We start from the raw sequence: 570 nt of genomic DNA, 5'->3' as shown, positions 1-570 counted from the left end.
GACCTCGGGGCGTAGCAGGGCGGTGAGGGTCTCGGCGGGGAGCAGGCCCTTTTCCAGGACGAGTTCGGCGACGCCCCGGCCGGTGGCGAGGGCCTCCTTGGCGATGTCGGTGGCCGCGGTGTAGCCGATGTGCGGGTTGAGGGCGGTGACCAGGCCGATGGAGTTCTCCACGCTCGCGCGCAGTGCCTCGGTGTTGGCGGTGATGCCCGACACACAGCGCTCGGCCAGGGTCAGGCACGCCGCACGCAGATGCGTGATGGACTCCGACAGGGAGTGCAGGATGATCGGCTCGAAGGCGTTGAGCTGGAGCTGCCCGGCCTCCGCGGCCATGGTGATGGTGACGTCGTTGCCGATCACCTCGAAGGCGACCTGGTTGACGACCTCGGGAATCACCGGGTTGACCTTACCGGGCATGATCGACGAACCGGCCTGCACGGGCGGCAGGTTGATCTCGCCCAGGCCGGCGCGCGGACCGGAGGACAACAGCCGCAGGTCGTTGCAGCTCTTGGACAGCTTGACCGCGATGCGCTTGAGCACACCGGACATCTGCACGAACGCCCCGCAGTCCTG

1 protein-coding gene is annotated in these 570 nt (G+C 68.2%); it reads right to left on the bottom strand.

The genetic code is table 11. The annotated features are described in order from the left end of the window. A partial coding sequence (locus tag GTY56_RS23840; RefSeq protein ID WP_272923391.1) for a lyase family protein occupies nt 1-570 on the bottom strand: 570 nt, incomplete at both ends.

Origin of the sequence: Streptomyces sp. SID5643, from assembly GCF_009872555.1 — a bacterium.
Lineage (GTDB): Bacteria > Actinomycetota > Actinomycetes > Streptomycetales > Streptomycetaceae > Streptomyces > Streptomyces iakyrus.
This window is presented reverse-complemented; position numbering and strand designations above follow the sequence as displayed.